A 23,398-nucleotide genomic window follows, 5' to 3' on the forward strand; every position below is an offset into this window, starting at 1 on the left:
CGCATCAGGCCCGAGTGATGCGATCACTCAGCGTCCGGCGCGGCTTTCTTCGCAGGAGCCTTCTTGGCAGGCGCTTTCTTCGCGGCCGTCTTCTTCGCCGCAGCCTTCTTCGCGGGCGCCTTCTTCGCAGCAGCGGTCTTGGTCGCCGCAGCCTTAGCCGTCTTCTTCGCAGGCGCCTTCTTCGCCGCCGACTTCTTGGCCGCCTTCTTCACCGGACCGCGCGCGCGACGGTCCGCGAGCAACTCCGAAGCTCGCTCGTCGGTGATCGTTTCGACCTCGTCGCCCTTGCGGAGGCTCGCGTTGGTCTCGCCATCGGTGACGTACGGCCCAAATCGACCGTCCTTGATCACCATTGGCTTATCCGTCGCACTGTCGTTGCCGAGCTCGCGCAGCGGAGCGGTGGCCGCGGCCTGACGTCCACGCCGCTTCGGTTCGGCGTAAATCTTGAGCGCTTCCTCAAGCGTGACCGTGAACAGTTGGTCTTCGTTGAGCAGCGACCGCGAGTCGGTGCCCTTCTTCAAATACGGCCCGTACCTGCCATTTTGGGCGGTGATCTCGTCGCCCGACGTGGGGTCGGTACCGACAACGCGCGGCAGCGAAAGCAGCAACAACGCGTCGTCGAGCGTGATCGAAGCCAGGTCCATCGACTTGAAAAGCGAACCCGTTCGCGGCTTCGGCTCGTCGGCCTTCTTCACCTTCTTCGCAGGCGCGGCGCCAGCCTCAGGCTCGGGCGGCGCGGGCAGAATCTCGGTGACGTACGGGCCGAAACGTCCTTCCTTAGCGACGATTTCGTGGCCGCTGACCGGATCGATACCAAGCACGCGACCCTCTTGCGGCGTGGAGAACAGCTTCTCCGCGACCTCGGGGGTGAGCTCATCGGGCGGTAGATCGTCAGGCAAGTTCGCGCGCTGCGAAACCAGATCGCCTTCTGGATCATCAGGATTGACGACCATGCGCTCCAAATAAGGACCGAAGCGGCCAACGCGAACCACGACGTCGCGACCTTCGTCGTCGACGAACATCTTGATCGAGTTCACTTCGCGCGCGTCGATGTCGTCGAGTTGCAGCGACACCATCTTCTTGAGTCCGCCCGACCGCGCGACCGACCCCTCTGCGCCGTGATCGCCACCAAAGTAGAAGGAGGACAGCCAGTTTCCGCGTTGTTCGCGACCACCAGCGATCGCGTCGAGGTCGTCTTCCATCGCGGCGGTGAAGTCGAAATCGACGAGTCGACCGAAGTACGCCTCAAGCAACCCTACGACCGCGAACGCGACCCACGCGGGCGCGAGCGCACTGCCGCGCTTGTAGACGTAGCCGCGATCGAGGATGGTCTTGATGATCGACGCGTACGTCGACGGGCGACCAATTCCCAAGTCTTCCAACGTCTTAATCAGCGACGCTTCGGTGTATCGGGCGGGCGGATTGGTGCTGTGGCCGTCGGGATTGAGCTCGACAGCGGTGACGCGCTGACCCTCTTCCAACGCGGGCAGACGCGATTCGGCGTCGTCGGACTGACCGCCCGCCTCCTCGTCGACACTCTCGACATACGCCTTGAGGAAGCCGGGGAAGGTGAGCGTGCGACCTGACGACGAGAAAACGCACTCCTCACCCGAGGTGGCCGTGCCGGTGATGCGCAGCGTGAGGGTGGTTCCGCGCGCGTCGACCATCTGCGACGCGACCGTGCGCTGCCAGATCATCTCGTATAGGCGGAACTCGTCCTGGTCGACCTTGGACGCGAGCTGGCCGGGAGTCATGAACGTGTCACCCGACGGGCGGATAGCCTCGTGTGCCTCCTGCGCGTTCTTGACCTTGCGGTTGTACTGACGCGGCGTCGGCGAAACGTATTCCGCTCCGTAAAGCTGCGTTGCCTGCGCACGCGCGGCGGCGATGGCCGACTCCGACAACGTGGTCGAGTCGGTTCGCATGTAGGTGATGTGGCCGTTTTCGTAGAGCCGCTGCGCGACGCGCATCGTGCGCTCGGAGCTAAACCGCAGCTTGCGGCCCGCTTCCTGCTGCAACGACGACGTCATAAACGGCGGATACGGCTTGCGCGTGTAGGGCTTAGCTTCGGCCGAGGTGACCTCAAGCGCGGCGTTTTCGAGCGCCATCGCGAGCGAACGCGCGTAGGTCTCGTCGAGCACGACAACGCCGGTTGCCGTCTTGAGCTGGCCGTCGGAACCGAAATCACGACCAGATGCCACCCGATTGCCCGCGACCTGCACCAATCGCGCGCCGAACGTGCGCGGGTTGCCCGTGTCGTCGCCTTCGGCAATGCCCGCGTCGAGCTTGGCGGCAATGTCCCAGTACTCGGCCGACCGGAACGCCATGCGCTCGCGTTCGCGCTGGACGATGACGCGCGTCGCGACTGACTGCACGCGACCAGCCGACAGCCGCGGCATGACTTTCTTCCACAGCACCGGGCTGACCTCGTAGCCGTAAAGGCGATCGAGGATGCGACGAGTTTCCTGCGCGTCGACTAGATCGGTGTCGAGTTCACGAGTGTCGATCGCGGCGGCGCGAATCGCGGCCTCGGTGATTTCGTGAAAAACCATGCGCCGCACCGGAACCTTGGGCTTGAGCGTCTCAAGCAGGTGCCATGCGATGGCCTCGCCCTCGCGGTCGGGGTCGGTGGCGAGCAGAAGTTCGTCGGCGTCGGCCAACAAGCTCTTGAGCTCGGAAACCTTGGCCTTCTTATCGGGGCTGATGACATAGATCGGCTCGAAGTCATGATCGACATCGACGCCGAGCCGCGCCCACGGCTGACCCTTGTACTTGGCTGGCACGTCGGCAGCGCCGCGCGGAAGGTCGCGGATATGACCAACGGATGCCTCAACGGTGTAATCGCGACCGAGCATTGGGCCGATCTTGCGGGCCTTTGTCGGAGATTCGACGATCACGAGACGACGCAGGGGTCGGCCCTGGTCGGCTGAACTGCGGTCTCGTGTTGCCACTGGCGAACACCTTCCTTCTTGCGGGACTTCGCCACCAGTGACGTTTATACCCTGACGACCTGGGTAGGTGTCTGCGCGGCAGTTGGCGTCGCGGTTTTATCCCCCAGCCAGACCGCGCATTCTACCCACAAACGGCTCGTCCCCCACCTCCAGCGGAGGTGAGGGACGGGCGTTGATTCGTTTCGCAGCTCAGGAGAGCGCGCGAACGCCGGTGGCCTGCGGGCCCTTGGTGCCCTGGCCGACCTCGAACTCGACCTTCTGGTTCTCTTCGAGAGTACGGAAGCCCGAACCCTGGATCTCGGAGTAGTGGACGAAGACGTCAGCGGAGCCATCTTCGGGAGCAATGAACCCAAAGCCCTTTTCCGCGTTGAACCACTTCACAGTTCCCTGTGCCATTCTCGTTCCTTCTCTTTCTACCGGAACGGCGGACAACTGGGTTCGTCCACCGGGTCCGTTCCGAGCGCTGTAGTGTTGGTTCCTCCCCCTGCGAGGAAAGCACCGGCACAGCGTTCGCAACATCGATCCTGCTGATGGTTTGGACTTTGAATCCGTCCCTCGAACACAGAAGCTTGCGACCGAGACCAAGTGAACCATGTCCACGAGCAATTCAACAGTCGAGTTACCGAGTATTTGCAAAATTCGTGATCTTGCGAATGCGCAGGTAAGGGACACAATGGGCAAATCCAGACTTTCAGTCTGTTTGCTTCAAAATAACCTGGTGAGCATCCAGCAAACCTGCTGTGACCCAGATCGCCATGGGGGAACGAAAACCCAGGTAGCGCCTGGGACACACACACATTTCACACTTTTCGTGTCGCGAGAGGGCACCGACGGATGAATCCGACAGACCGGACGACTGCGGCAGCGGCTGTGGGCGGCCTCAGCTACGGGCGATCGTTGCTGAATCGTGTCCTCGCTGATACGGCCGCTGGCGGCAGGTCACTGACGCATGTCGTCGACCTGCCAGCGCAGGCCGCGCAGTCGACTCAGTGGCCGTCGTGGGTGCCATTTGAGCTGGTCAGCGCGTTGCAAGCCGAGGGGATCGCGCAACCGTGGAGCCATCAGACCGAGACGGCTGAGCGCGCGGCAAGCGGCGAACACGTGGTCGTGAGCACCGGAACCGCGTCCGGCAAGTCACTTGGCTACCTCATGCCTGCCCTTGCCGCGCTGCACGACGACCCACGCGCGACCGCGCTTTACCTCTCGCCGACCAAAGCGCTCGGCGCCGACCAATTACGTACCGTGAGCAGGCTGATTCACGACACCACGCTGCGCGACGCCCACCCAGCGAGCTACGACGGCGACACTCCTGCCGAGGTCAGGCAGTGGGTGCGTGCGAACGCGCGATGGGTTTTCACCAACCCCGACATGCTGCATTTGGGCATCCTTGGCTCCCACGCGCGCTGGGCACGCGTGCTGCGTGGGCTTCGGTACGTGATCGTCGACGAATGCCACTCCTACCGGGGCGTCTTCGGTTCGCACGTCGCGCTCGTTTTGCGAAGATTGCGGCGATTAGCGGCGTTTTACGGGGCTGATCCGGTGTTCATCTTCTGCTCGGCGACCAACGCCGACCCGGGCGCGGCGGCGAGTCGACTGATCGGGGCGCCGGTGTACGCGGTCACGCACGACGGCGCGCCACGCGGGGCACGCACCGTCGCGCTGTGGGAACCGCCCCTAACTACGGCGGCGTCTGGCATCCCGGTTCGACGTACCGCGACAAGCGAGGCGAGCAAGATCATGGCGTCGCTTGTCGACGAGGGCGCGCGCACGCTCACGTTCGTGCGGTCACGCCGTGGTGCCGAGCTGATCGCGCTCGAATCCCGTCGTTTGCTCGCCGAAACAAGCCCTGACCAGGTCGAAAAGGTCGCCGCCTATCGCGCGGGGTACCTCGCCGAAGACCGTCGCGAGCTGGAATCGGCGCTGTCGGACGGCAGCCTGCTCGGCGTCGCGAGCACGAACGCGCTCGAACTCGGCGTCGACATCGCCGGGCTCGACGCGGTAGTGATCGCCGGTTTCCCGGGCACGGTCGCTTCGTTTTGGCAGCAGGCGGGCCGGGCCGGACGACGCCGTCAAGGCTCGCTTGTTGTCCTCGTCGCCACCGACGATCCACTCGACTCCTACCTGGTCAACCACCCCGAAGCTCTGCTCGACCGACCCGTCGAAGCCACGATCACCGACCCGCACAACCCGTACGTCCTCGGTCCTCAACTGCTGTGCGCAGCGGCCGAACTACCGCTCACTGAGGCCGAGGTAGCCGCGCTACGAGCCGAGGAAGTGCTCGCTGACCTGGCCAAAGAAGGTTTGGTGCGGCGTAGAGGCGGCGCGAACGGACGGACGGCTCGCTGGTACTACACCGACCACACCCACCCGCACGGCGGCGTCGACGTTCGAGGCGGCATCGGTGCGCCCGTCGCGATTGTCGACGCCCAAACTGGCCGTCTGCTCGGCACCGCCGACGCTGGCCGGGCACCGGCAACCCTGCACGACGGTGCCGTTCACCTGCACCGAGGCGAGACGTACCTAGTTGAGGAACTCGACATCGAAGGCGGGGTCGCATTCGTGACCGCGGTCGATCCTGGGTTCACCACTTCCGCTCGAAGCATCACCTCCATTCAAGTCACCGCGCCCATCGAAGAGCGCGATCACGGGCACGTTTCCGTCGCATTCGCCCAGGTCGCAGTCACGAACCAGGTGATCGGGTACCTGCGCACGCTGGTGACGGGCGAGGTGCTCGACCAGGTCGAACTCGACCTGCCCGCCCACACGCTGCATACAAAGGCCGTCCTTTATACGGTGACGCCCACGCTGCTGGACGCCGCCAACATCACCGAAGAGCAGCTGCCGGGCGCGCTACACGCCGCTGAACACGCGGCAATCGGCATTTTGCCGCTGGTCGCGGGCTGCGACCGATGGGATATCGGCGGCGTCTCCATCGCCGAGCACCCCGACACCGGGCTGCCGACCGTGTTCGTCTACGACGGTCAACCGGGCGGCGCTGGCTTCGCCGAGCGCGGATACGCCCAGCTCACCACCTGGTTATCGGCAACGTTGAGCGTGATCGACTCGTGCGCGTGTGTCGATGGGTGCCCGTCGTGCGTGCAGTCGCCCAAGTGCGGCAACGGCAACAACCCGCTAGACAAGCTCGCTGCCGTCCGACTGCTGACGGCCGTGCTTGCTGAGCTATCGCGTGCAAGTGATCGCGGGTAGGTTGCCTGAAGGGTTGCGCGAGCGAATTCCTGGTCACTTGTCCGAATTAACTCTGAGCAGGACTAACTCCATCGGGCGCACCGTCTCGATTGAATAAAAAGGACAGAACCTTCTGTTAACTATTGCGTTTCAGTTGGCTATTACCACCCGCTTTCTATTGACGTTTGCTATTTCGTCGGCATTGCTAAATACGCGCATTAATTAGTCAATAAACACCGCCTATTGAATTCGGAATACTGTTCGGTTTGAAACTAACCCGCTCCAGTGTTAGTTCTTCCGTGTCACGCTGTCTCATCAACTGGTCCAGCCCGTGCGGCCGCCGCTATTAGCCGCGCGCCAAATACCCCCAGAGTTACGTTGGCAGTCACGTTGATTCGCACATCCCAGTCAGCGACAACGCATTCCACGACACGGGCACCAGCTTCCCGCGCGATGGCCTCGGCCTTGGCGCACGCGGCGTCGGCCCCGTCGACGAGCACGGCCGCCGCGCTGAGTGCGGCGAGGTCGGCGGCACTTTGGGCGCGATGCCGAGCGACTACGCCTGCCCCAACCTGCGAGACAAGCAAGGTCAGCGCGATGAGCGCCGCGAGAGCAAGGCAGGCGAAGACGGTCGCGGACCCGGTGTCGTTGTCCCAGCGCGTCACGATCCAACCCCCGGCTCAAGCACCGCCGACGCCGTCGCGCGGAGACGCAGGCCCGGGAGCAGCGCGGTGGTGGCCGTGACCGTTGCCCGAGCGCTGTCGCCAACCACGCCGACCTCGATCATCGCTCCCGGCGGCGCGACTCCCTTCGCCGCTGACACCGCGCGAGCGTTGTCGCCACGTGCGGTGAGACGCGCGGCTTCGCGGGCCGCGTCGACGCAGCGCACCTGAGTCGACGCGGCGAGCAACGCCCCAATACACAGCGCGATCGCGATCACGAGCGCGGTGAGTGCGATGGCTGCCTCGACCGTGACCGCGCCAACGTCGCTGGTCAGACGCTGGTATTGAGCGCCTTGTCGATGATCTGCGTGAGCGCGTTGACGATGCTGTCGCCAGTAACGACGCCATAGAGCACCGCGCCAAAGGCAGCCGCGGCGATCGTGCCGATCGCGTACTCGGCTGTCGACATCCCGTCGTCGTCGGCCAGAAATCGCTGAATCTTGAATGCGCTGAACATGATTGGTTTCCCCTCTTCTCTGGTTCGACGCGGTGGTCCCACGTCGCGTTTTCACAGCAGACCTCCGTCGCCAAGGACGTGGTCGGCCAAGCCGATGACAACTGGGACGATGCCCAGACACACGAACGCGGGTAGAAAGCAGAGGCCGAGTGGGCCGCCGATCAGCACGCCCGCGCGCTCCGCACGCGCGACGGCGGCGTCTTCGACCGCATCACGCCTGGTCGCGGCAAGCTCGGCGACCGCTTCGGCGAGCGAAGCGCCCGACCGCGCCGACCTACGTGCCATCCGCGCGAGCGCCTCGATCTCATCGGCACCGGCCCCACCGACCGCGCCCGCCGCCGCGCTGTCCCACGCATCGACGCCATCCGCGCCGAGCGCAAGCAGGTCGGCTGCTCTGGTTAGCGCGACACTCAACGGCCCAGGCGCCGAAGCCGCACACGCGTTCGCGGCCGATGCCATCGGGAGGCCCGCCCGTAGACAGGCGGCGAGCAGGTCGAACGTTGACGCGGCGGCAAGCGGGTCGACACGCTCATCCGCGTCGGTTCGCGCGGCAGTGTCGGTTCGCGCGAACAGTCGCATCCGTCTGCGCAGCTCAACCCGAGCAGGGAACAGCAGGAGCGCTGCGACAAGCAACGCCACGGTGAGCGGGGTGAGACTGTCGAGCGACGGCGGCTTCATGCGGTGACCCGACGGGTGATGACATCCGTCCACAGCAGTCCACAGCACGCCAGCGTCGCACCGATTGGTAGCAACAGCTGGCCTGCACCAGACGCGAACAGCACCGCGAGCGGCGCCGCGCCCATCAGCTGACCGAGTCCGATGCCGATGAGCGGCAAGATCGCGAGCACGGTCGCCGAGGCGCGCGGGCCAGCGAGCGCGGCCTCAGTGCGGTCGCGGAATCGAATGCGGCCCAGGAGATCAATGCGCGCCGCCGAGAGTAGTTCGGCAAGGGCGAGGCCGTGCCGCTCCGCAACTCGCCATGCTGCCGCGATGCGCGAAAGTTCTTCGCTCACAACGGAATCCGGTAGCTCGATACCGTCAGCGCCCGATCCACCAAGTCGACTACGCGCCGCGCTTACCGCGAGCGCGTGCGCGGCATCGCCATCGGCCTCCCGCGCGGCGACTTCGGCGGCGGCGCTCGGGTGCGCGCCAACCCGCAACTCCCCGACGACCACGTCGAGCCCGGTCATGAGCTGCCCGCACGCGCGCTTCCGCTCCCGGTCAGCGCGACCGCGCCGATGCCGGACCAGGACGGTCGCACCGAGCACAACTGCGGCGATGCCCGTGCCTATCCCCAACACTAGGGCGGTGACCAGCACCGCGAGCCCGCCGCCGACGGCGAGCGGCCGCACCCCGACAGCCGCACTCTGACCGCTGGGTCGAAAGATCTTGATGAAGCGACGTCGCGCGACCGAAACCGGCAAAAGCAACGCGGCAACAGCAGCGCAGATAAGTCCGAAAACCACAATCCCACCCCATTTTCGTTGTCGCACTTATGAATTCGATCGAAAAGCAATGTGCGCGAACGCACCGGCCCAATCGCCGTCCTGGTTACCGCGCAACGGTTCACAATCGGTGACCGAATCAACCAGAACGATTTCGCAGCACCCGCGCCAATTCCATTGCGGCAGGAGCGACTTCGCCATCCGCGCGCCAGGCAGCCACGATTTGGATACCAGTCTCCGATCGCTGCAACACCCCGATCTCACACAGCCCTCGCGAGCCGTCTGCCCGACGATGCACGTGCAGCACCACTTGCACCGCCGCCGCCAGCTGACTGTGCAGTGCGGCCCGGTCCATGCCGCCGAGCGCGGCAAGCGCTTCGAGACGAGCGGGTACTTCCTGAGGTGAATTGGCGTGCACGGTGCCCGCACCACCGTCGTGTCCGGTGTTGAGAGCGGTGAGCAGGTCAACGACTTCTGCCCCGCGAACCTCGCCGACGACGATGCGGTCGGGGCGCATGCGCAGTGACTGTCGCACCAGGTCGCGCACGGTGACCTCACCAACGCCCTCAACATTGGCGGGCCGAGCGACCAACCGAACGACGTGCGGATGTACCGGAGCGAGCTCGGCCGCGTCTTCGACGCACACGATGCGTTCGGCTGGGTCGACCGCCGCGAGTAGCGCGGAAAGCAGGGTGGTTTTTCCGGTGCCCGTGCCGCCGACCACAAGAAAGGCGAGACGCGCGCGAACGATGTCCGCGAGCAGCCGCCGCGCGCTCGGCGTTAATGACCCGACAGCGGTGAGCGCGTCCAATCCCTGTGTGGCTGGGCGCAATACGCGAAGCGACAGGCACGTCCCGTCGTGCGCGACAGGTGCGAGAACCGCGTGCAGTCGAACCCCAAACGACGCGCCCAACGCGGCTTCGGTGCCGGTGAGCTTGCCGTCGACCCACGGCTGCGCGTCGTCGAGGCGGCGGCCAGCCGCTAATGCGAGCCGCTGAGCCAACCGTCGCACTGCGGCCTCGTCGGCAAATTCGACGTCGGTGCGTTCCAACCCGTGACCTCGATCGACCCACACGGAATCCGGCGCGGTGACCAGCACATCCGCGACATTCGGATCGTGCAGAAGCGGTTCCAAAATCCCCGCCCCGGTCATCTCAGTTTGCAGCGTGCGCAGGGCTCGCAGCAGGTCGGTGTCGGCGAGGACACCTCCCGCTTCCGCCCGAATCGCGTCGGCCAGTTGCGCTGGGTCGGGCTCGCCCGCCTGGTTCGCGAGTCGTTCGCGTACCCGGTCGAGCAAGTCGGGAGTAAGGAGCAAAGTCATGCTGATTCCCCTCCGATCATCGTGAGAACGGCGTCGGCGGCATCACGCAACGGGCCACCGCGCCGGACACTGACACCGCCGCGTTCAAGGCGCGCGGCCAACCCGGCCTGACCACGCACCGCGGCGAGCAACGGCAGCCCTAAGACAGCGGCGACCTCGGTACCTTTCAACCCACCCGGCGCAGGCCCGCGAACTATCAAGCCACGGTTAGGGTTTCGCGCACCCAAGTGCGCCGCGCAAAGTTCGGCAGCCGCGATGGAACGTAGGCGGGCGGGCACAACGAGCACGACGAGGTCTGCCAAGTCGAGCATGACGTCGGCCGCTGGCGTTCGTTCCGCTGACACGTCGCAGACGACGAGATCGCCTGCGGTTCTTCCTGATTCGATAACGGCACGAACGGCGGCAGGCGACAGCTCCCCCACCTTCGAACTTGGCGCATCCCGACCAGGCGCTTCGCTGGAACTCAACCTCCCACAGGACAGCACCGACAACCCCTCCCCTACCGCAGGCAATGCCTTATGTAGCGAAGCTGCCGAAACCCGCCCGTCTTGAATCACCAAGTCCGGCCATCGCAACCCCGCAACACCTTCCGCACCGAGCACCAGGTCGATCCCGCCGCTCATCGGTGCCCCATCAACAAGCAACGTCTCCGGCCGACACCGCAACGCCGCGCCGCGCAACGCGGTAGCCGCAGCCAACGTGGACGCGCCGGCCCCGCCGCCCGCACTCGCGATCGCGATAACCGCACCATCGCCACGCCGCGCTTCCGCGTGCACCGCGAACTGCTCGATGAGCGCGACAGCGTGGGCTGGCAACGCGACAACCCGCTCAGCGCCAACGGCCGTTGCCGCCTGCCAAGCGTCGACCGTCGGTTCGCCTTCGGTAACCAACACGACCCCGGCCCTGCGCGGTAGCCCGCCAGCGGCGACGGCGAGCGCGGCCGATTGGTCGAGCACAACCAACCCGGCCGAGGCCCACGCGTGCCGACCAACCGGCGCGACACGTTCATCGGGGATGCGCTCGGCAGCGGCTGCGACGCGACGCACTTCGGCGCGCAGCCGTTCGTCGCTGATGAGCACTAGCACCACCGCAGATGGGTTCATGCCAACTAGCGTGACCGAGATTCGCGCTGGTCAACGGACCAACTTCGCGAATGTGGATAACTTTCGCAACTGTGGATATCTCGTGTTCCAGAACCAGACCTGGCTGGAAATAGAGGACGGCCCCAGCCGGGGGGGAGGAGGCTGGGGCCGTCGGGCTCAGCCCCGGGGGGTCGGGCTGAGCGCGCCTGGAACAAGTCCAGGTGCCAGCAATACTACACCCATTGCCTATTACTGGCGCAAGGCCCGAATCACTAGATTTCGACTGAAATCGAGCTTGCGGAGCGCTGCGGCAAACTCATTGCAACGTGTGCAACACGTGACTACTGCGCGCGGTGGTTCGCATGCCTATTCTGTTGTCGTGACCGCTGATCGTGACCAGACTCCCTTGCCGGACACAAGTCTCGCGGCCGGTGGTGCGCGACGGCCTCGCGGCGGACGCGTGGCCGCCTTCTTCGATCTGGACAAGACCGTGATCGCGAAGTCGAGCGCGTTCGTGTTCAGCAAACCCTTCTACGCCCAGGGTCTGCTCAATCGCCGCGCCGTGCTCGAAAGCAGTTACGCGCACTTCCTTTTCCTGCTGCAAGGTGCCGACCACGACCAGATGGAACGCATGCGCGCCAACCTCGCGAACATGTGCGCGGGCTGGGATGTGGAGCAGATCAGGGCGATTGTGGCTGAGACCTTGCACGAACTGGTCGACCCGCTCATCTACGCCGAAGCGGCGGATCTGATCGCCGACCACAAGATTCGCGGCCACGACGTGGTGATCGTTTCCGCTTCCGGCGAAGAGGTTGTCGGCCCGATCGCCGCCGCGCTTGGCGCGTCGCACACCGCGGCGACCCGGATGGTGGTCGCCGATGGCAAGTACACCGGCGAGATCGAGTTCTATTGCTACGGCGAGGGGAAAGTAGCCGCGATCGAGAAGCTCGCGGCCGAGCATGGCTACGACCTGGCTTCCTGTTACGCCTACTCCGATTCGGTCACCGACCTGCCAATGCTTGAGGCCGTCGGGCACCCAACGGCGGTGAATCCCGATCGCGGGCTTCGCAAAGAAGCGGCTAGCCACGGGTGGCCGGTGCTCACGTTCTCCAATCCGGTTTCGCTGTGGTCGCGGTTCCAGACGCCGTCGACGACGACTGTCGCGGCAACCGCCGCCGTCGGCCTCAGTGCGATCGCGGCGGGCGCACTCACCTACCGACTGCTGCGTAAACACCGCTGACCACAGTAAATAGCAAATTAGCCCTTGCTGTGAGCGCAGTCACAATGTAAGAATGTAGGCACGGAAGGCAGGAAGGCAAAGACGGCGCCGGAAGAGAAGACGTCGCCCCCCATCCACCCTTCCTAGTACGGAAGCCGGGCACCCACGCGGAGCGCGCCGCGACAAGGGCAGCAGAGTTGTGGGCCTGCGAAATCACTATCTCCGTCAGCGATAGCCCCGCACAGGTTGAGGGGATGAACTGGCGAGATTGCGATCAGCGCCGAGGCCACCCAACACAACCCACTTCAGCACGCTTGGTAACCCGGCGTTCCGTGCTCGTGCGCGGTGCGGCAGTCACTATGCCGATGTTGGCATGCCGCCCGCGCCGCTTCACCCGCGCAATTTGTAACTGCTCTGCCTCAGTCAACCAACCCAACTATCCCGTATGTGTCCTATCCGCCTGCGGTGTCCGCGATTGAATTAGCCTCGCGGGCACCGTCTTCCAGTGCCGCGGCCGTGAACAGCACCCAACCGCCGACGCCCTCGGCGGTTCCTTTGCTGAACCCTTCGGCCGCATCCGCATACATCTGCTTGCGTCGCAGCCAAAACACTTCTGGCACACCAAGACTGTGCGGGTCGAGTCCGCTCGCCACCGCGACCAGTCGCGATGCCCCGCGCGCAACCACCCCGTCCGCGGTGCCGAACGGACGCAACGCGAGCAGTTCGCCATGCACGATGGCCGCGATCACCGGCGCAGGCGCCTTGCTTGTCTGCACGGTCTGCACAAGCAGGTCGAGCCGCCGCGCGATGCCGGGCGCGTTGCGGGGCCTGCCAAGTTCGAGCTCGTCGGTCACCAGGTCGGCCGCAGCGAGCAGGTGCAGGCGAGCCAGCGCCTGCAATGGCGCGCGGCGCCAGGTGGCGACGAGGTTGGTGAGCGCGTCGCCGTCGAGTGCCTGACCGACGCGCAGCGCACCAAGCAGCACCGGGTCGGTGATGTCGCCTTCGGCGGGCAGCTCGGTTGACGCGCCCTCAAGCGCTGCCGAAGATCGCGCGGCACGCACCGCCGCCTCTGCTGCCGTGACCGCCCAGCCACGCCGGTTGGCGCGATGCCGATGTACTGCGGCGAGCGCGTCGCGCGCCTTGTCGGCGGCTTCGCGCACGCCAGGCAGGTCGACGAGGGGCTGTAGCGGATCAGTCACGACTTAGCAGGCTACCGTTGCCCGATCGTCGGACTCACGACCACTTCCATCCCATTGCGACGCGGCCAGCATCGGTCCGGCCATAAGACTTCAGCTAGGCGTTTCGCGGCGGGCGTGCGAGCCCGTCGACGTCGCGCTTCCAATTCAGCCTGTCGTTGCGCTTCAATCCGGTCGAGTGCCATCGGCCTCTCCTAGCTGCGCTAGCTCCCACCCAACGGTCGACTCGACAATACGCTGCTGACCAGCAAGTTCACTCGATATTCGGCACCCAATTCACAAGTGGTTCACCGGCAATCGGATTCGATGTGTCAGACCCATTGGCTAATGTCGCAGTGAACCAGACCACACTCGGCTTGTGAGGCACCCGCGATGACGCACCCCGACACCTTCCCGCCCGCTGCGGAATTCGCCGCGAACGCCAACGCGAACGCGGCGTTTTACGAGCGCGCAACCGCCGACCGCGACGGTTTCTGGGCCGAGCAGGCCAACCGCCTTCACTGGCATAAGCCCTTCACCGAGGTGCTCGATTGGTCGGATGCGCCGGTGGCGCGCTGGTTCGGCGACGGGGAGCTCAACGTCTCGTACAACTGCGTCGACCGCCACGTCCTCGCTGGCAACGGCGAACGAGTCGCGATCCATTGGGAAGGTGAGCCGGGCGATTCGCGCGACATCACCTATGCCGAGCTGCTCGCCGAGGTCTCGCGCGCGGCCAATTACTTCACCGAGCTCGGGCTTGAGGCAGGCGACCGCGTCGCGATCTACCTCCCGATGGTGCCCGAGGCGATTGTCGCGATGCTCGCCTGCGCGCGCTTGGGGCTCACCCATTCGGTGGTTTTCGCGGGCTTCTCGCCTTCGGCCTTGCGGCAACGTGTCGACGACGCCGAAGCTCGCCTGGTCATCACGGCCGACGGCCAATGGCGTCGCGGCAAGCCAGCACCGTTGAAGGAGGCCGTCGACGAGGCGCTTGCCGCCAACGGCGACGTGCCGTCGTCGGTTGAGCACGTTCTTGTCGTTCGTCGCGTCGGCACCGAGGTGCCGTGGACCGACGGACGCGACCTGTGGTGGCACGAGACCGTCGGCGCAGCGTCGGAAACCCATGAGGCACAAGCATTTCCGGCCGAGCATCCGCTGTTCATCCTCTACACCTCCGGCACAACGGGCAAGCCGAAGGGCATCCTGCACACCACCGGCGGCTACCTGACCCAGGCCGCCTACACCCACCACAACGTGTTCGACCACAAGGCCGAAACCGACGTGTACTGGTGCACCGCCGACATCGGCTGGGTCACCGGGCACAGCTACATCGTTTACGGCCCACTCGCCAACGGCGCGACACAGGTGGTCTACGAGGGCACGCCCAACTCGCCGAACGAACACCGTCACTTCGAGATCATCGAAAAGTACGGCGTCACCATCTATTACACGGCGCCGACGTTGATTCGCACGTTCATGAAGTGGGGTCGCGAGATCCCCGACGCGCACGACCTGTCGAGCCTGCGTCTGCTCGGTTCGGTTGGTGAGCCGATCAATCCGGAAGCGTGGCGCTGGTACCGCGACGTATTCGGCGCGAACAAAACCCCCGTGGTGGATACCTGGTGGCAGACCGAAACCGGCGCGATCATGATCTCGCCGCTGCCCGGCGTCACGGCCGCGAAGCCCGGTGCTGCCATGCGCGCACTGCCGGGCATCTCCGCGACAGTTGTTGACGAGGAAGGCAATCCGGTCGAGCTCGGCGAGTCCGAGGCGAACGGGTACCTGGTACTCGATCAGCCGTGGCCGTCGATGCTGCGTGGCATCTGGGGCGACATGGACCGCTACCGCGCCACCTACTGGGAGCGGTATGCCGAGCAGGGTTGGTACTTCGCGGGCGACGGCGCGAAGCTCGACGTCGACGGCGACCTCTGGGTCCTGGGCCGCGTTGACGACGTGATGAACGTGTCGGGGCACCGCATTTCGACCGCCGAGGTGGAGTCGGCCTTGGTCGGGCACCCGGCGGTCGCCGAGTCGGCGGTGGTCGGCGCGACCGACGAAACCACCGGCCAAGGGATCGTCGCGTTCGTCATCTTGACGGCCGAGTCGGCGGCCCAGGCAGGCGACGACCTCGTCAAAGAACTAAAGGCGCAGGTGTCGAAGGAAATCAGCCCAATCGCCCGACCACGCGAGATCCACGTCGTGCCCGAGCTGCCGAAGACGCGAAGCGGCAAAATCATGCGCCGACTGCTGCGCGACGTGGCCGAAGGCCGCGAGCTGGGCGACACGTCGACCCTGGTCGACCCCGCCGTTTTCGAGGCGATTCGCGCTTCGAATAGCTAACGGCAAGCCGGGCCGCCGCATCGAAAAGCGGTGGCCCGGTAGCCTAAGAAACCTTGGTGTGCCGGGAAGTCTGGTCGGCGTGTGTTTACCCGTTCTCGACGAAGGGCTGCGGCGTGATCAAACGCGTTCAATCCGAACTTTCCCGGTATCTACGGACCGAAACCGTCGGCGGCGCACTGCTGCTTATCGCTGCGGCTGCCGCCCTAGTTTGGGCCAATTCGCCCTGGTCAGCGAGCTATCACACGCTCGTTGAGACCCATCTCAATATCTCAGCCCTGCACCTGGACCTCACCGTTGCCCAATGGTCGGCCGACGGCCTGCTCGCCGTTTTCTTCTTCGTCGCTGGCCTTGAACTCAAGCGCGAATTCGTCGTGGGTGAACTAGCCGACCCGCGACGCGCGATCCTGCCGGTCGCCGCCGCGTTGGGCGGAGTCGTCGCGCCCGCACTCATTGCGATGGTCGTCGGCGGCGATGCGCCCGGCATGGATTCCGGCTGGGCGATCCCGGTCGCGACCGACATCGCCTTCGCCCTCGCTGTCCTCGCGATCACCGGTTCGCGACTGCCGCTCGGCGCGCGCGTTTTCCTGCTTAGCCTCGCTGTCGTTGACGACCTCGTCGCGATCCTGCTGATCGCGATCCTGTTCACCGCGTCGATGTCATTCGCGTGGCTCGGCGTCGCGATCGCCTGTTGTGTCGCTTGGGCACTTGCCCAGAAGGCCCGCTTGCACACCGTTTTCTTCTATCTGCCGATCGCGCTTGTGTGTTGGTACGCGTTGCATGAGGCAGGGGTGCACCCGACGCTCGCTGGCGTGGCACTTGGTCTGCTCACCCGCGTTCGGCGCGATCCAGACGAGAAGACCGCGCCCGCCACGCATCTCGAACACGTTGTGCAACCGATATCCGCGGGCATCTGTGTGCCACTTTTCGCGCTCTTCGCCTCCGGTGTCCCGCTCAACGGATCGGTGTTCGGTTCGCTGTTCACCGACCGGCTCGCCCTCGCGATCATCTTCGGTCTCCTGATCGGCAAGACGGTAGGGATCTTCGGAACCAGTTGGGTCCTAATCCGATTCGGCCTGGCGAAACGCCCGACCGGCCTCGGCTATGGCGACATGTTCGCCCTCTCGGTGCTCGGTGCGATCGGCTTCACCGTTAGCCTGCTTATAGCGGAACTGGCGCTAGCCGACGTTGGTCAAACCAGCATCGATTTGGCAAAGGCGGCGGTCCTGGTGACGTCTGTGGCAGCATCGCTGATCGGATCGGCGCTACTGTTGCGCCGGGGCCGTGTGCATCACGCGCGCCACGACGCCGATGAGCCAGCGCCAGCACAGGGAGAAGGGTCGACGAAGTGAGCTACACCCAAGGCGGAGAAGACGGTCGCACGGTTACGTCCATCCCGTTGACCGATGCCAACCCGCCCGGATCGGCGAGTATCGGCAGCCTCGTTCGCGATGCGACCGAGCAGCTGTCAACGCTGGTGCGTGCCGAGGTCGCCCTAGCCAAGGCTGAGGTCACCGGCGAGATCCGCAAGGGCCTCACCGGCAGCGTGTTTTTCATCCTCGCGCTTGTCGTTCTGCTTTACAGCTCGTTCTTCTTCTTCTTTTTCCTCGCCGAGCTGCTTGATACCTGGCTGTGGCGTTGGCTTGGCTTCCTCATCGTTTTCTTGCTGATGGTCGCGGCCACGGTCACGTTCGCGTTCCTCGGTTGGCTCAAGGTCAGGAAGGTGCGCGCACCCGAGAAGACCATTGGCTCGCTGAAGGCGTCGGCGGACGTGTTCCCGCAGGCGCTGGGCAAGCTCGAAGGCGAATACGGCATTTCGGATAAGTCGGGCACCGCGCCGAAGTCGTTGGACCGATGACGCGCGGGGCGGGCCCAGTCGCGACACACAGACCCGCCCACTAGGCTCGATCGGCGTGTCGGCCAATTCTTTTCCTGATCCGTCCAGCGTCCGGTTCGACGGACCCTGGACGCACCGCGACGTGCGTGCCAACGGCATCCGTTTCCACGTCGTCGAAGCCGATGGCACTGACCAACCCGACGCGCCACTTGTGCTGCTCTTGCACGGTTTCGCCGACTTTTGGTGGACCTGGCGACACCAGCTAACCGGCCTCGCCGACCACGGTTATCGCACCGTCGCGGTCGACCTGCGCGGCTACGGCGACTCCGACAAACCGCCGCGCGGCTACGACGGGTGGACGCTCGCTGGCGACATCGCGGGCCTCATCCGCGCGCTCGGGCACACCGAAGCGATCCTCGTCGGCCATGCCGAGGGCGGCCTTGTCTGCTGGGCGACGGCCGTGCTGCACCCGCGACTCGTTCGCTCGATCGCGCTCATCGGCTCGCCGCATCCCGCCGCGCTTAAGAGCGCGGTCTTGCGCGACTCCGCGCAGCGCTCGGCGTGGCTTCCCGAATTCTTGCGCGACCAGTTGCCGCGCTATCCCGAATCGCGACTTACCCGCAATGACGGGAGCGAGGTCGAACGACTTTTCGGTGCGCGTGTGAGCGAATCGTGGTCACGGACAACCGAATTCGCTGACGCCGCTGGCCGCATGCGCGCGGCGATTCGCATTCCCGGCGCCGCGCACAGCGCATTGGAATACCAGCGTTGGGCCTTCCGCAGTCAGTGGCGACCCGACGGTAAGCGCTTCATGGCGACCATGCGCGCGCCGATCGACCCCGACATCGACGTGATCTCGATGCGCGGTTCACAAGACCGCTACATCCTCGCCAAGACCTACCAGCGTGGCTCGCGCCTGCGGATGGACCGCAGCCTGATCACCATCCCCGACGCGGGTCACTATGCGCACCAAGAGAATCCGACGAAGGTGAACACGGTGCTGCTCTCGCGCTGGCGAGAACCCAACGGCGCCAACGAGTCCCGCGACGGACTCGTGTCGCCGTAGGGCAACAGCGACCTCAGCTCAACACGCAAGCACCCGTGTCCACCGGTGTCGACCGGTGTGGTGCCGCTGCCACCTCCGGCGCGACCTCCTTCAACGTGAGCACGTACCCGGTGTCATCGTCGGTGACCGCGGCGCCGAACACCACCCCAAGCACCTCACCCTGAGAATCGACGAGCGGTCCGCCCGAGTTACCCGCGCGCACCTGACCACGAACGGTGTACACCTCACGCTCGACTTCACCGTCGCGGTGAATGGTCGGGCCGGTGAGGTCAAGCGTCTGGCGCACTCGCGCGGCCGACGCGGTGTACGGCCCGCCGCCAGGGTAGCCGAGCACGATCGCGCTCTGCCCCGAATGGGCGGGCGACGGCGCCTGCGGCACGGGCGCGGCGGCGAGACCGGGGACCGCGAGCACCGCGATGTCCTTCGACGGATCGAAGAGCACGACGGTCGCGGGCAGGGCACCGCGCGAGGTGTCGACTGAGACGCCAGCGGTGCCAGCGAGGACGTGCGCGTTGGTCATCACCCGTTCGGGCGCGACGATGAAACCTGAACCCTCAAGTGCACGTTGGCAACTCGGGGCGGTGCCACGAATTCGCAAGACACTCTGTTGAAGTGACGCCGCGACGGGACTGGCCAGCACGCTCGGGTCGGGCGGTTCGACCGCGACGATCGGAGCGCGACCGAACGGTCCGATGACGTCGGGTAGCCCAGAAGTGTTGAGCAGCTTCGAGAATTCGTTGGGCAGCTGACGCAACCACACCGGCGCGATGCTGTTGACGTCGGCGAGCACCCGCGACCCGTTAATCGCGGCAGCGACATTGGGCTGCGACGCCGTTGCCAGCGGCAGCGCGAGCAGCCACGCGGCGACCAGCACCGTCGCGGCCTGCAATACCGCGCCGATGACGCTGTCGATGTTGCGCGCGATCGGATGACGCATCCCGCCGCGCGCCGCGCGACCAAGGACCATGCCAGCGACCTCGCCAACGATCACCAGCAGCACGATCAGCAGGATGCCGCCGAGTACGCGACTTCGCCCTTCGCTGAGGTGTTTCAAGATGTGCGGGGCGATCAGAATGCCAGCGACCGCACCGAGCGCGACGCCGAAAAACGCGAGCGCCGACGCGACAGCGCCTTGCCGCCACCCGGTCGACGCGGCGACGAGCGCGATCAAAACCACCGCGATATCGAGCCAAACCGACGCCGTCACGCGACCACCTCGCTGGCGCTCAACTCCAGCACGTGCCCGCTCACAGGGTCATTCCGACCGCAGCAAGCGAGCTCTCTAGATCACGCACGTCGCCCCGATCCCACTCTCGTTCCCACCCTGCCGTTTTGATGATCCCGGCGAGGATACCGCCGGTGAGACCCCAGACCAGCATGCCGTCGACTTGGAAGGCGGGACTCTGGTATCCGAGACTGCCACGCACCATGAATCGGTGTGCGGGATCGAGCAATTCGGCTAACGGAACGCGAACGACGCGCTCGGTTTCGGCGGTATCGACGACCCCAACGGGGCTTGGTGCTTCCCAGTACGCGACCACGGGCGTGACGTCGAACTTCGACGGCGGGACGAACATCGTTGGCAGCGTGGCGAACGGGCGAACCCCTTCGGGTGCGAGGCCGGTTTCCTCGATGGCCTCGCGCAGCGCGGTGCCGATGGGACCGCCGTCGCCGGGGTCGGCGGCACCGCCGGGAAACGCGACTTGGCCGCGATGCTGTCGCATTGTCGACGCCCGTTGGGTGAGCAACACGTCCGCGTCGGCAGGCAACAACGCACCCTGTTCGGGCTCGGCAGAACCGCCGAAAAGCACTAAAACCGCAGCTTGACGCGGTTTCCCGGTGACCGACATCGCGCGACGCAGTATGCGGGAGCGCGAGAGCGTGTCTTCGGCTTCGGGACCCGACACCTCGCCCGCGCGAGCAAGCCAGGCGGGGACGCCATCGAGGGAAAGCGATTCTGTCACGCCCGAACTCCAAGTTTGTTGGCGACGGTGTCGGCGATATCGGCGACGTCGCGGAACGCGCGCACCTCAACCGACGCGATGGTGCCGTCCGCGCGGACGAGCACTGAGACGGGAAGAACGGCGGGTGCGCCGACAGCAGTGCGGACACTGGCGTTCGGGTCTTCGACGCCAGGCAGCGTGATACCCAAACCAGCAAGGCGCGCAAGGGCTTTCGCCTCGTCGGGGTCACTGTGCACGGTGAGCACGGTGAGTTGCGGGCCGACTTGGGCCGCGTATTCCTGCAACATCGGCAACTCGACCGCGCACGGCCCACACCAGTAAGCCCAGAGGTTCAACAGCGCGGGGCGACCGGCGATCATCGCGCCAAGGGCACCAGGTTTGCCGTCAGCGAGGCAGCCCACGGTGAGGTTGGCGAGCGGGCCCGTGGCGCCCGGCGATGCCGGCGGACACGGCACGAGATGCGCTTCGGCACGGGCCGAGTCGGCGACGGTCGGCGCGGTATAGGGCGCGTTGGCGACCTCGGTACTCGAACGCGGCCACAGCGCGAGCACTCCAACAAGCACAAGGATGACCGCGAGCAGTGCCCAACGCAACGCCGGTCGACGCCACCACGGCGACGAAACTTCGCTCACAGATCGACCATTTCCAACAAGTGCTCGCGTTCAGGACCCTTGACAAGAGCTGCTGCGGCGACAGGATCGGTTGGCCCTTCACCGAACGACGGGCAGTCGGCGGCAAGCACACACGCACCGCACGCCGGTTTGCGCGCATGGCACACCCGGCGGCCGTGAAAGATCACCCGATGCGAAAGCAAGGTCCACTCCTTGCGCGGGATCAGCTCGCCGATCGCGTGCTCGACCTTGACCGGATCTTCTTCCTTCGTCCAACCCCAGCGCCGCACTAACCGGCCAAAATGCGTGTCGACGGTGATGCCAGGTTCGTCGAACGCGTTGCCGAGGATGACGTTCGCAGTTTTGCGTCCGATGCCCGGCAGTTTGACCAATTCTTCCATCGTGTGAGGCAACTCACCGTCATAGTTCGCGACGAGGGCCTCACCGAGGCCGATGAGCGAGTTGGCCTTGTTGCGGTAGAAGCCGGTTGCCCTGATGTATTCCTCCAGCTCCGCGCGATTGGCTTCGGCATACGCGCGGGCGTCCGGATACTTCGCGAACAGGGCGGGAGTGGTGAGGTTCACGCGAACATCGGTGCACTGGGCCGACAGGATCGTCGCGACTGCGAGTTCCAGCGGATTCGTGAAATCGAGCTCGCAATGCGCGTCGGGAAACGCCTCAGCCAACTTGCGGTTCATCCGACGGGCCCGACGGGTGCGACCCAACTCCGTTTCACCTGCACGCGAACGCTTTTTGGGCTTGCGGACAGCGGACGCTGACACGGCCGATGCGGCGTGTTCTGCGCCCGAATCGGCGGCGGTTGGGGTAGCTGCGGCCATTCGTTCACCATACGGAACCACTACGACAACATTGGGTGCCCAGTTGAGCGCTTGTGTTCCATCTGAGACCTCAACCGTGTTTACTGCCTCTCATGCAAGGACTCGCTGTGGTGCTCTTCCCAGTGCTGTTGATGCTGTTCGCGCTGGGGATGGAGCGGGTCGAGAACCGGCTCCGAAAGCTTCTCGAACCCGACGAAGAGGTTCAGCAGTACCTGGACAAAGCAAACGCAAGCAACGCTGAAGTTAAAGAATTGTCGAAGCTCGGCCTGCCCGCCGCTGTCGCGCGCATGCGCAAAAAGCGTGCTCGCGACCCCGAACTGGACGTAGCCCGCGCAAGTTGAGAGCGCAATCTATCTTTTACGTGGTGTCTGTCACTACCGACGCATGACGCCGCGTAGACTGCGCTGTTGGTCGATTCGGTCGGCCTTCTTCACTAGCGCTTTCGCTAGCCAGGTCCAATAAAGGAGCACATTCGTGGACGAGGCCCTCGCCAGAGCAGGCATCTTCCAAGGCGTCGAGCCCACTGCGGTGGCCGCGCTCGCCAAGCAGCTGCAGCCGGTGGATTTTCCGCGCGGCCACGTCATCTTCAATGAGGGCGAACCCGGAGATCGGCTCTACATCATCACCTCGGGCAAGGTGAAGATCGGTCGTCGTTCCCCCGACGGTCGCGAGAACCTGCTCACGATCATGGGCCCGTCCGACATGTTCGGCGAGCTGTCGATCTTCGACCCGGGCCCGCGTACTTCGACCGCTACCACGGTCACCGAGGTTCGCGCGGTCACGATGGATCGCGACGCGCTCAAGGCGTGGATCGACCAGCGTCCCGAGATCGCCGAACAGCTGCTGCGGGTGCTCGCGCGTCGTCTTCGCCGCACCAACAACAACCTCGCCGACCTGATCTTCACCGACGTGCCTGGTCGCGTCGCGAAGGCGCTGTTGCAGCTCGCGCAGCGGTTCGGCACCCAGGAAGCGGGCGCGCTTCGCGTGACCCACGACCTCACCCAGGAAGAGATCGCCCAGCTCGTCGGCGCTTCTCGCGAGACCGTCAACAAGGCGCTCGCCGACTTCGCGCATCGCGGTTGGCTGCGCCTTGAGGGCAAGAGCGTGTTGATTTCCGATTCCGAGCGCTTGGCCCGTCGCGCGCGGTAATCACGTCACAAACGCATCCGATCGCTTCACTCGCGGCGGC

General features: G+C 65.3%; 22 protein-coding genes. 8 read left to right on the forward strand and 14 right to left on the reverse strand.

From position 1 onward, the window contains the following. Nucleotides 1-23 precede the first annotated feature (23 nt). Nucleotides 24-2,951, reverse strand: a complete 2,928-nt coding sequence (topA, locus tag IEX78_RS18110; protein WP_444543791.1) for a type I DNA topoisomerase — start codon at nucleotides 2,949-2,951, stop codon at nucleotides 24-26. Between the two features lie 189 nt (nucleotides 2,952-3,140). Further along, nucleotides 3,141-3,347, reverse strand: a complete 207-nt coding sequence (locus IEX78_RS18115; protein ID WP_011206895.1) for a cold-shock protein — start codon at nucleotides 3,345-3,347, stop codon at nucleotides 3,141-3,143. A 438-nt stretch (nucleotides 3,348-3,785) separates the two neighbouring features. Here IEX78_RS18115 and sftH point away from each other — a divergent pair, with 438 nt between their 5' ends. Continuing rightward, nucleotides 3,786-6,158 (forward strand): DEAD/DEAH box helicase, encoded by a 2,373-nt coding sequence (gene sftH / locus IEX78_RS18120; protein ID WP_188830146.1) that lies wholly within the window; start codon nucleotides 3,786-3,788, stop codon nucleotides 6,156-6,158. A 281-nt stretch (nucleotides 6,159-6,439) separates the two neighbouring features. On the opposite strand, the gene IEX78_RS18125 is transcribed toward sftH, so the two are convergent. The 7 genes from IEX78_RS18125 to ssd form a co-directional block, all read right to left on the reverse strand. Beyond that, complete coding sequence (locus tag IEX78_RS18125; protein WP_229684075.1) at nucleotides 6,440-6,802, reverse strand: Rv3654c family TadE-like protein; 363 nt, start codon at nucleotides 6,800-6,802, stop codon at nucleotides 6,440-6,442. Next, entirely contained in the window at nucleotides 6,799-7,077 is a 279-nt protein-coding gene (locus tag IEX78_RS18130; RefSeq protein ID WP_229684076.1) for a TadE family type IV pilus minor pilin, read from the reverse strand. The genes IEX78_RS18125 and IEX78_RS18130 overlap by 4 nt, the downstream gene beginning before the upstream one ends. A gap of 53 nt (nucleotides 7,078-7,130) precedes the next feature. After that, nucleotides 7,131-7,316 (reverse strand): DUF4244 domain-containing protein, encoded by a 186-nt coding sequence (locus tag IEX78_RS18135; RefSeq protein WP_188830147.1) that lies wholly within the window; start codon nucleotides 7,314-7,316, stop codon nucleotides 7,131-7,133. Nucleotides 7,317-7,367: 51 nt separating this feature from the next. Further along, nucleotides 7,368-7,994: a type II secretion system F family protein gene (locus IEX78_RS18140; RefSeq protein WP_188830148.1), complete on the reverse strand. Its 627-nt coding sequence runs from the start codon at nucleotides 7,992-7,994 to the stop codon at nucleotides 7,368-7,370. Continuing rightward, nucleotides 7,991-8,809, reverse strand: coding sequence for a type II secretion system F family protein (locus IEX78_RS24345; RefSeq protein ID WP_229684077.1), 819 nt, complete (start codon nucleotides 8,807-8,809; stop codon nucleotides 7,991-7,993). The genes IEX78_RS18140 and IEX78_RS24345 overlap by 4 nt, the downstream gene beginning before the upstream one ends. Before the next feature lie 91 nt (nucleotides 8,810-8,900). Continuing rightward, nucleotides 8,901-10,082, reverse strand: coding sequence for a TadA family conjugal transfer-associated ATPase (locus IEX78_RS18150; protein WP_188830149.1), 1,182 nt, complete (start codon nucleotides 10,080-10,082; stop codon nucleotides 8,901-8,903). After that, nucleotides 10,079-11,185: a septum site-determining protein Ssd gene (gene ssd / locus IEX78_RS18155; RefSeq protein WP_188830150.1), complete on the reverse strand. Its 1,107-nt coding sequence runs from the start codon at nucleotides 11,183-11,185 to the stop codon at nucleotides 10,079-10,081. Before ssd ends, IEX78_RS18150 begins: the two co-directional genes overlap by 4 nt. Before the next feature lie 385 nt (nucleotides 11,186-11,570). Between ssd and IEX78_RS18160 the strand changes: the two genes are divergently transcribed. Then, entirely contained in the window at nucleotides 11,571-12,404 is an 834-nt protein-coding gene (locus IEX78_RS18160; protein WP_188830290.1) for an HAD family hydrolase, read from the forward strand. A 431-nt stretch (nucleotides 12,405-12,835) separates the two neighbouring features. Here IEX78_RS18160 and IEX78_RS18165 read toward each other — a convergent pair whose 3' ends face one another. Continuing rightward, nucleotides 12,836-13,582 carry a Fic family protein gene (locus IEX78_RS18165; RefSeq protein ID WP_188830151.1) on the reverse strand — a complete coding sequence of 249 codons (747 nt, stop codon included), beginning with the start codon at nucleotides 13,580-13,582 and terminating at the stop codon, nucleotides 12,836-12,838. Nucleotides 13,583-13,951: 369 nt separating this feature from the next. On the opposite strand from IEX78_RS18165, the gene acs reads away from it, so the two are divergent. From acs to IEX78_RS18185, 4 genes are all read left to right on the forward strand, one after another. Further along, nucleotides 13,952-15,895 (forward strand): acetate--CoA ligase, encoded by a 1,944-nt coding sequence (gene acs / locus IEX78_RS18170; protein ID WP_188830152.1) that lies wholly within the window; start codon nucleotides 13,952-13,954, stop codon nucleotides 15,893-15,895. A gap of 113 nt (nucleotides 15,896-16,008) precedes the next feature. Next, nucleotides 16,009-17,244, forward strand: coding sequence for a Na+/H+ antiporter NhaA (nhaA, locus tag IEX78_RS18175; protein ID WP_188830153.1), 1,236 nt, complete (start codon nucleotides 16,009-16,011; stop codon nucleotides 17,242-17,244). Continuing rightward, nucleotides 17,241-17,750: a phage holin family protein gene (locus IEX78_RS18180; RefSeq protein WP_188830154.1), complete on the forward strand. Its 510-nt coding sequence runs from the start codon at nucleotides 17,241-17,243 to the stop codon at nucleotides 17,748-17,750. The genes nhaA and IEX78_RS18180 overlap by 4 nt, the downstream gene beginning before the upstream one ends. Before the next feature lie 55 nt (nucleotides 17,751-17,805). Next, on the forward strand, nucleotides 17,806-18,795 hold the full coding sequence (locus IEX78_RS18185) for an alpha/beta fold hydrolase (RefSeq protein ID WP_188830155.1): 990 nt from the start codon (nucleotides 17,806-17,808) through the stop codon (nucleotides 18,793-18,795). A gap of 13 nt (nucleotides 18,796-18,808) precedes the next feature. On the opposite strand, the gene IEX78_RS18190 is transcribed toward IEX78_RS18185, so the two are convergent. The 4 genes from IEX78_RS18190 to nth are packed head-to-tail and all read right to left on the reverse strand — an operon-like array spanning nucleotide 18,809 to nucleotide 22,068. Continuing rightward, a complete protein-coding gene (locus tag IEX78_RS18190) occupies nucleotides 18,809-20,002 on the reverse strand; it encodes a MarP family serine protease (protein ID WP_188830156.1) in 1,194 nt (397 codons plus the stop codon). A gap of 40 nt (nucleotides 20,003-20,042) precedes the next feature. Further along, a complete protein-coding gene (locus tag IEX78_RS18195) occupies nucleotides 20,043-20,759 on the reverse strand; it encodes an NUDIX hydrolase (RefSeq protein WP_229684078.1) in 717 nt (238 codons plus the stop codon). Further along, nucleotides 20,756-21,391, reverse strand: a complete 636-nt coding sequence (locus IEX78_RS18200) for a TlpA family protein disulfide reductase (protein WP_188830157.1) — start codon at nucleotides 21,389-21,391, stop codon at nucleotides 20,756-20,758. The genes IEX78_RS18195 and IEX78_RS18200 overlap by 4 nt, the downstream gene beginning before the upstream one ends. Beyond that, nucleotides 21,388-22,068: an endonuclease III gene (nth, locus tag IEX78_RS18205; protein WP_373291617.1), complete on the reverse strand. Its 681-nt coding sequence runs from the start codon at nucleotides 22,066-22,068 to the stop codon at nucleotides 21,388-21,390. Before nth ends, IEX78_RS18200 begins: the two co-directional genes overlap by 4 nt. A 248-nt stretch (nucleotides 22,069-22,316) precedes the next feature. On the opposite strand from nth, the gene IEX78_RS18210 reads away from it, so the two are divergent. Together IEX78_RS18210 and IEX78_RS18215 are read left to right on the forward strand one after the other, a co-directional pair. Further along, entirely contained in the window at nucleotides 22,317-22,550 is a 234-nt protein-coding gene (locus IEX78_RS18210; protein WP_188830159.1) for a hypothetical protein, read from the forward strand. A 133-nt stretch (nucleotides 22,551-22,683) separates the two neighbouring features. After that, nucleotides 22,684-23,358: a Crp/Fnr family transcriptional regulator gene (locus tag IEX78_RS18215; protein WP_019044571.1), complete on the forward strand. Its 675-nt coding sequence runs from the start codon at nucleotides 22,684-22,686 to the stop codon at nucleotides 23,356-23,358. The last annotated feature ends 40 nt before the right edge of the window (nucleotides 23,359-23,398 follow it).

Origin of the sequence: Nocardia camponoti (genome assembly GCF_014646135.1) — a bacterium.
GTDB classification, from domain to species: domain Bacteria; phylum Actinomycetota; class Actinomycetes; order Mycobacteriales; family Mycobacteriaceae; genus Nocardia; species Nocardia camponoti.

What these genes read in the sequence shown, in the direction of transcription:
- acs (WP_188830152.1), top strand. Translation starts at nt 13,952, where the DNA reads ATGACGCACCCCGACACCTTCCCGCCCGCTGCGGAATTCGCCGCGAAC.
- sftH (WP_188830146.1), top strand. Translation starts at nt 3,786, where the DNA reads ATGAATCCGACAGACCGGACGACTGCGGCAGCGGCTGTGGGCGGCCTC.
- IEX78_RS18150 (WP_188830149.1), bottom strand. Translation starts at nt 10,082, where the DNA reads ATGACTTTGCTCCTTACTCCCGACTTGCTCGACCGGGTACGCGAACGA.
- IEX78_RS18115 (WP_011206895.1), bottom strand. Translation starts at nt 3,347, where the DNA reads ATGGCACAGGGAACTGTGAAGTGGTTCAACGCGGAAAAGGGCTTTGGG.
- nth (WP_373291617.1), bottom strand. Translation starts at nt 22,068, where the DNA reads ATGAACCGCAAGTTGGCTGAGGCGTTTCCCGACGCGCATTGCGAGCTC.
- ssd (WP_188830150.1), bottom strand. Translation starts at nt 11,185, where the DNA reads ATGAACCCATCTGCGGTGGTGCTAGTGCTCATCAGCGACGAACGGCTG.
- IEX78_RS18140 (WP_188830148.1), bottom strand. Translation starts at nt 7,994, where the DNA reads ATGAAGCCGCCGTCGCTCGACAGTCTCACCCCGCTCACCGTGGCGTTG.
- IEX78_RS18135 (WP_188830147.1), bottom strand. Translation starts at nt 7,316, where the DNA reads ATGTTCAGCGCATTCAAGATTCAGCGATTTCTGGCCGACGACGACGGG.